The 6,928-nt window shown below is 52.7% G+C and carries 8 protein-coding genes; 6 read left to right on the forward strand and 2 right to left on the reverse strand.

What is annotated here, in order from left to right; translation table 11 throughout:
* The first annotated feature begins 4 nt into the window (after nucleotides 1-4).
* The 3 genes from sat (at nucleotide 5) to ACFO1S_RS14740 (ending at nucleotide 3,197) form a co-directional block, all read left to right on the forward strand.
* Complete coding sequence (gene sat, locus ACFO1S_RS14730) at nucleotides 5-1,183, forward strand: sulfate adenylyltransferase (RefSeq protein ID WP_204605813.1); 1,179 nt, start codon at nucleotides 5-7, stop codon at nucleotides 1,181-1,183.
* Between the two features lie 154 nt (nucleotides 1,184-1,337).
* Nucleotides 1,338-2,039, forward strand: coding sequence for an N-acetylmuramoyl-L-alanine amidase CwlD (gene cwlD / locus ACFO1S_RS14735; RefSeq protein ID WP_378127028.1), 702 nt, complete (start codon nucleotides 1,338-1,340; stop codon nucleotides 2,037-2,039).
* A 36-nt stretch (nucleotides 2,040-2,075) separates the two neighbouring features.
* Nucleotides 2,076-3,197, forward strand: a complete 1,122-nt coding sequence (locus ACFO1S_RS14740) for a P-loop NTPase (RefSeq protein WP_204605811.1) — start codon at nucleotides 2,076-2,078, stop codon at nucleotides 3,195-3,197.
* A gap of 90 nt (nucleotides 3,198-3,287) precedes the next feature.
* Here ACFO1S_RS14740 and gerD read toward each other — a convergent pair whose 3' ends face one another.
* A complete protein-coding gene (gerD, locus tag ACFO1S_RS14745) occupies nucleotides 3,288-3,980 on the reverse strand; it encodes a spore germination lipoprotein GerD (RefSeq protein WP_204605810.1) in 693 nt (230 codons plus the stop codon).
* Nucleotides 3,981-4,114: 134 nt separating this feature from the next.
* Between gerD and ACFO1S_RS14750 the strand changes: the two genes are divergently transcribed.
* Nucleotides 4,115-4,732: a KinB-signaling pathway activation protein gene (locus ACFO1S_RS14750; protein WP_204605809.1), complete on the forward strand. Its 618-nt coding sequence runs from the start codon at nucleotides 4,115-4,117 to the stop codon at nucleotides 4,730-4,732.
* Here ACFO1S_RS14750 and pdaB read toward each other — a convergent pair.
* The gene (pdaB, locus tag ACFO1S_RS14755) at nucleotides 4,725-5,525 is read right to left on the reverse strand and encodes a polysaccharide deacetylase family sporulation protein PdaB (RefSeq protein WP_204605808.1); all 801 of its coding nucleotides are present in this window, start codon (nucleotides 5,523-5,525) and stop codon (nucleotides 4,725-4,727) included. The two genes, ACFO1S_RS14750 and pdaB, sit on opposite strands and share 8 nt — an antisense overlap.
* Before the next feature lie 175 nt (nucleotides 5,526-5,700).
* Here pdaB and ACFO1S_RS14760 point away from each other — a divergent pair, with 175 nt between their 5' ends.
* Together ACFO1S_RS14760 and ACFO1S_RS14765 are read left to right on the forward strand one after the other, a co-directional pair.
* Nucleotides 5,701-6,315, forward strand: coding sequence for a stage II sporulation protein M (locus ACFO1S_RS14760; protein ID WP_204605807.1), 615 nt, complete (start codon nucleotides 5,701-5,703; stop codon nucleotides 6,313-6,315).
* A gap of 139 nt (nucleotides 6,316-6,454) precedes the next feature.
* Complete coding sequence (locus ACFO1S_RS14765) at nucleotides 6,455-6,685, forward strand: hypothetical protein (RefSeq protein WP_204605806.1); 231 nt, start codon at nucleotides 6,455-6,457, stop codon at nucleotides 6,683-6,685.
* Nucleotides 6,686-6,928 lie beyond the last annotated feature (243 nt).

Here is a 6,928-nt window from a genome sequence, read left to right on the forward strand (position 1 = left end):
GATCATGAGCGCAATTTTACCGCATGGCGGCACACTGATTAATCGCGTAGTGGAAGGGCAAGAGCGTGAGGCGCTGCTGAAGCAGGCGGCCGAGCTGGTGTCTATCCCCGTTAATACCTGGACGATATCGGACCTGGATCTTATCGGCGTCGGAGCGTTCAGTCCTCTGACCGGTTTTATGAACGAGCAAGACTATGTATCGGTCGTGAACAACATGAGACTTGCGAGCGGCGAAATCTGGAGTATTCCGATTACGCTTGCCGTGACCGATGATCAAGCAAAAAGCTTGTCCGTCGGAGAGAAGGCCGCCTTGGTGGGAGAGACCGATGGCGTGATCTATGGCATTATCGATGTGGAAAGCATCTATACGGCAGATAAGCGACATGAGGCCGTGCAAGTATTCAAGACGGACGACATGGAGCATCCAGGCGTCGTGAAGCTGTTTGATCGCCCGAGCACCTACGTGGGAGGGGCAATCCAGGTGCTTAACCGGCCCGTGCCGGAGAAGTTCCAGGAATTTTACTTTGATCCATCGGATACCCGGAGACTGTTCGCGGAGAAGGGGTGGAAAACCGTTGTCGGCTTTCAGACCCGTAACCCCGTCCACAGAGCTCATGAATATATTCAAAAAGCGGCAATGGAGATCGTTGACGGCTTGTTCCTGAACCCGCTGGTCGGAGAGACGAAATCCGACGACGTGCCGGCTAACGTTCGAATGAAGAGCTATCTGGCCTTGCTTGAAAACTATTACCCGCAAGACCGCGTCTTCCTCGGGGTATTCCCTGCGGCGATGCGTTATGCGGGTCCGAGAGAAGCGATCTTCCACGCGCTCGTACGCAAAAATTACGGCTGCACCCACTTTATCGTCGGACGCGATCATGCGGGCGTCGGCGACTATTACGGGACTTATGAGGCTCAGGACCTTCTGAAGTCGCTTCCTGCTGAGGAGCTTGGCATTACTCCATTGTATTTCGAGCACAGCTTCTTCTGCACGAAATGCGGCAATATGGCCTCCAGCAAAACATGTCCGCATGACAAGGCGGATCATCTGACCTTGTCGGGCACGAAGGTGCGCGCATTACTGCGCGATGGCGTCTGCCCGCCGCCGGAATTCTCCAGACCTGAGGTCGCCTCGATTCTGATCGAGGGCATGGCGGAAGCCAGCAAAACCTACACGATCTAAATCATAAAAATCCACCTTGTCCCATATGATGTAGGGAGCTTTCCCGGGACGAGGTGGATTTTTTATGTTGAATCGATATAGGCGCCGCTGGCTGCGTCTGCTGGGCATCCGCAAGCGCATGGTCGTCTGGATGACGCGCAAGGCTTTGATCCGAATGGGCATCGTTGCCGTTTTGCTGCTGCTCACCGCAAGTCTTTTCCTGAGCGAGGTTCCGTCCTCGCGAACTTGGTCTCATTGGGCGCTGCCCTTGTCCGGCAAAGTGATTGCGTTGGATGCCGGCCACGGGGGAGCGGATGGGGGCGCGGTCAGCCGGGACGGAACCATTGAGAAAGACTTGAATCTGGCGATCGTGCTTTATCTGAGAGACTATCTGCAGCAAGCGGGAGCACTGGTTAAGCTGACCCGTGAAGGGGATTATGATCTTGCTCAGCCCGAGACAAGGGGGAATTCCCGACGCAAAACCGAGGATCTGCTGAAAAGAGCGGAGGAAATTAGCAAGCGGCAGGCGGATATGACGCTCAGCATTCATATGAACAGCATTCCGTCGCCGAAGTGGTCGGGCGCTCAGACGTTCTATTTCGCAAATAATACGGAGGGCAAAAGATTGGCGTCGGATATCCAGTCCGAGCTGAGAAGCGTCCTTGGAAACACGCAGCGGATTGCCAAGCAAGCCGATACGATCTATCTGCTCAAGACGCTCAAGATGCCCACCGCATTGGTTGAGGTCGGGTTTCTATCTCATCCCCAGGAAGCCGGCTTGCTCGCCGACGAGGGTTATCAGCGGAAAGTCGCGGCTTCCATCTATAGAGGAATTCTAAAGTACGCATCCGGTGAAAAGGGTAAGCCTGTGTTATAATGGGAGCATGTACTATATCGCATGGGGGGCTAACCTGTGGTCACCAAAGAAAACATCCTAGAGGCTCTGCAGTCCGTGATCGAGCCGACGTTAAAACAAAGCTTGACCGGTCTGGGTCTTGTTCGCGATATGATGGTTCGCGATTCTTCCGTATCGATGTCTGTCTTGCTTCACCCCGACAGCATGGGGCAAGCGGCAGAAGTAGAGAGGGACATTGCGCAAGCGCTGTCCGCGCTTGCGATATCCGTTCCTAACCTTCGCATTCGGGCCATGACGGAATATGAAAGATCCGAAGTATCCGCCAAATCGGAGGGGGCAGCCCCTCAAGGAGAAGCCAAGGCGAAGGATAACGCCCCGATCAGAGGGCATGGGAGCGGTCTGGAGCAGCATACGATTCTGCATCCGGAAAGCGGCGTAGAGTTTATCGCGATTGCCAGCGGCAAGGGCGGCGTAGGGAAGTCGACCGTAACGGTCAACCTGGCGGTTGCCTTGGCCAGAAAGGGCAAGCGGGTCGGCTTGATCGACAGCGATATTTACGGCTTCAGCGTCCCAGACATGATGGGCATCGAGGAACGTCCGGAGCAGGTCGGGGATAAGATCAAGCCGATCGAGCGGTTTGGCGTAAAAGTCATCTCGATGGGTTTCTTCGTAGAGGACAACAGTCCGATTGTGTGGCGCGGACCGATGCTCGGCAAGATGCTGCGTAACTTCTTTGCGGAGATCGATTGGGGCGAGCTCGACTATCTTCTCCTTGATCTGCCGCCGGGAACGGGGGACGTTGCCCTGGATGTCCACCAGATGATTCCGCAGAGCAAGGAAATTATCGTCACGACGCCGCATGCCACCGCCGCTTTCGTGGCGGCCCGCGCGGGAGCGATGGCGATCAAGACGAATCACGAAATTATCGGAGTCGTGGAGAATATGTCCTACTTCGAGAGCAAGGAGACCGGCAATCGCGAATACGTCTTCGGACGCGGAGGCGGAGGCAAGCTGGCGGAGACGCTGAATACGAGTCTGCTGGCGCAATTCCCGCTTGGCGCGCCGGACAATCATCCGTCCGAGCCGGATTTCTCGCCCTCCGTCTACAAGGCGGAATCGGAGATTGGCCAGGAATATCTGGCGCTCGCTCAATCGGTCATCGATCGCTGCGGCAAATAAGCGGTTGCTTAGCATAAATAACGGCGCCAGGATGATCTCCTGACGCCGTTATTTTTTTGTCAGAGGACGCCGAAGGCATTTTGGCTTGGATTAACTGCTTTCGCTGCCGCCCTCGCCGCTCTGATCGCCTTGATTGTCGCCGCCGCCTTCTTCGCCGCCGCCTTGACCGCCTTGACCTCCCTTGCCCTTTTTCTTGTCGGCTTCAGGGGTAAGCTCTTCCTTGACGACGCTTTGCAGAAGCTTCATTACTTCCATCTTAAAGATCGGATTTTGCATTTGTTCGGTGACGGAGCCCATGATCACCTTTCTGATATCGGGATTTTTCATGGAATCGGCCAAAATCTTCGACATCTCCGGCATTTTGAACATGTCGATCAGCTCTTTCTGGTAAGCCGGATCCTTCATGAGATCCTTGTGGATTTGCTTGTTATCCTTGCTGACCGCTTTGGCGAATTCTCCGGCGAATTTAGGATCGAGCATGATTTTCTCAAGAATAGTGGAATATTCCGGAGCGGTCAGCACATCCTTCACGACGAGCCGGACTTGAGCCTGATCGGACGGCGTCAAGCTCTTCATCTGGAGAGTGCTTTCGCCATATTGGGCGTTAGACGCCTTTTCCATCGCTTTTTGCGCTTCCTCCGAGCCGAGAATGTCGATTACCATGGATTTGACTTCCTTGTAGCTCATTTGCCCCCCGCTGCTGCTTCCCGATTCCTGTCCGCAGGAGGAGAGAATGAAGGAGGCGCCTAATATACATGCGAACAGTCGCATACGGTTACGCATACCGACCAGCTCCCTTTCTTAGGGTTATGGCTGTAGTATGCTTCGACAACCTTGTGAATATAAGGGGTTGTTCATGGCTTTTTATCTTGTTCATGGTAAAATGAAGGTTGATCACTTAGAGGAGGTTTCCGGACTTGAATTTACGCAAATGGATGAGATTATTCGGAACAACGATTCTGCTCGGCGCCGTCGTTACGGTTATCGGCAGCGTATGCATTCAACTGTTTAACCCCGACTTTCGCAACGTCGAGGCGACCGGCTGGCTGTCGTACATCCTGATGATGGCCTTGATCGGGATGACGTTCGGCGCATTCGCCCATATGGGCTTTTTCGCATACCTCATGTTGAACTACATCGCCAGAAGCATTTTCAAACGGCCTTATTCCTGGGTAGCCATTCAAGGCTTCATCGCTTTGTTCGTGCTGGCCGAGATTGCTTATTGGACTTATGATACCAACTTCCCAAGCGCAACGTTCTGGGCTGTGCCGCTTGCCCTTCTCGGAGCTTCGGTGTTGGTGGCTTGGGCGAAGTCGCATCAGACCTCAGCGGGGGCTTGGGTACCGACAATTTTCTTCATGGTTGCGATTACCGTTCTGGAATCGATCCCGGTCTTTCGCACAGGCGACATATCGTCGCTTATGTATCAGATGATTCCTCTGTTTATTTGCAACGGGTATCAAATCATGCAATTGCACAAAATATTAGGAAAATCGCCGGCAGCAGCACCGGCGATCTCTGGAGCTTCTAAGTAAAATAAGGCGAGGCCAGCTCGTTCCAGGCGGAACGATCCTGAACCGCTTTGCCGTCCGTCTCGGTCTGCGTAATCAGCTGCGACACGGTAACGAATTCAAAGCCCTTGGCGCGCAATTGATCGATAATGAAGGGAAGAGCTTCGTGCGTTTGTTTGCAGGAGTCGCTGGCATGCAGCAAAATGATATCGCCGGGATGCGCGCTGCCGACGACACGGTTCACGATCAGCTCGGTGCCGGGGTTCTTCCAATCCAGCGAATCCGTATCCCATTGGATCACCTTGTAGTTAAGCTCTTCCGCAATCCGAAGAACGCGCTTGTCGAAGTCTCCGTTCGGCATTCGGATCAAATTGGGCGATTTGCCGGTCATATCCTTGAGAATCCCGTCGGCAATCGTAATTTGCTTGCGTATCTCCTCGTCGCTGTATTTGCTGTAGTTGTCATGCTTATGTCCGTGACTTCCAATCTCATAGCCGGAATCGGTGATTTTCTTGACGATGTCCGGGTGCGTCTTGCTCCAAGGAGAGGACAAGAAGAACGTGACGTTGTCCACATTTTTCGTCTTCAGAATGTCGAGAATCGGCTCCGCTCTCTTGTCTCCCCAACTGATGTCGAAGGTCAGCGCAACAACCTTGCGATCCGTCGGCACGTTGTATACGGCAGCCGGAGGATGCGGGGCGAATACGCTTAAATTGTTTTTCTCTACCCAGATGACGGAGAGGGATAAGATAGCCGCTATCGTGAGAAAAAATATTTTTTTGATCCGTCGTCCGTTAAACACGAAAAAATGGTTCATGGCATTATCGGCTCCTTTCCAAATTGGTTTGGGAAATCCGGTGGCTCGCTCCGAACATGGACGCGCCGCCGGACTCGGATACTATCAATGTATGCTTGACCTATAGAGTTATTCATAGGAAGAACAGTTCGTATTCTAACGGGATCAAACCGTCTTATTGGAGGTAGCGGGCGCAATGTTTTCAATTCGGAGTCTTCTGCAGGCATGGAAAGAAATCCGGCCTTATTTTATATTCTCCGTCATTTTGTTTTTTGCCGGGATGGTCATCGGCGGAACTCCCAACGAGCAACTGGCTGGTTTTTTTGAAAATCAGCTGAAAGGCATCCAGTCCATCTCCAATTCCATCAGCACATCGAGCAACCCTGAGATGACGGCGTTCAAGCATATTACGCTAAACAACGTATATATCACGATTATGGCGATGGGCTTAGGCATTATTGCGGGGATTATGCCGGCGTTCATGCTCGTCAGCAACGGCATGGTGATGGGGTATTTGCTGTCCGGCTTCTCGGCTGCGGGAGAGAATGTGTTTCTCTTGATCGTTAAAGGCTTGCTTCCGCACGGAATCTTGGAGCTGTCGGCGGTATTTCTGGGTTGCGCATACGGGATGCGTTACGGAATCACCCTGATCAAGGGGATCTTCGGATCGGCGTTCGGCAAGGAAAATGCCTGGGAGCCTTTCGTAAGAACGGCTATCGGATCCGTGCCGGCCTTGATCGCCGTAGTTGTCCTCCTTCTGCTCGGCGCAGTCGTCGAAAGCACAATCACCTACTGGCTGATGAAGCCGTAACAATAATTCGGAAAAAGCTGGACCCCATGTCATAAAGAGGACGAAAAAAGAGCATAACAGTAGGACGTGCCGGAGCGGGGCATTACCTGCCCAGCTTCCCGGCCCCAACGCTGCTCATTCACGGGAGGATTCGTTCTGTATGCTTGGGATGATGTTCACGGAGAAGGAATGCAAGGAATTTGACTACCTGCTTCGCAAAGAAATGGACGAGATGCTGCTGGACATGAGCGATCGGCGTCTGGATGGGCCGGTGAAGGAGGCCATAACAAGGCGCTACAAGATCATATTCCGTATGTATGCGCGCATTGCTCCGCCAAGGGAATTATCCCGTTATGCGACGGGGTTGAAGCCCCAGAGCCACAAATATTGAAAAAAATCAAAGAAAAGCTTGACCTATGTCGCTTCAGTGTGATAAATTAGCTTTCGCCCCGCTTTGTTGAGAGGGCGCACAAGACCAAGCAAAACAAGCAAAAGGAAAAGTTGAAAAAAACCTCTTGCCAAGAGCTAGTCGAGTGTGATATATTATAAAAGTCGCCGTTAGCGCGGCGGACGCAAGAAGAAACACCGAATGGTTCTTTGAAAACTGAACATTGAGCGTAAGAAACAAAAACGT

The sequence above is a fragment of the Cohnella boryungensis genome (assembly GCF_042651945.1).
Taxonomy (GTDB): Bacteria; Bacillota; Bacilli; order Paenibacillales; family Paenibacillaceae; genus Cohnella; species Cohnella boryungensis.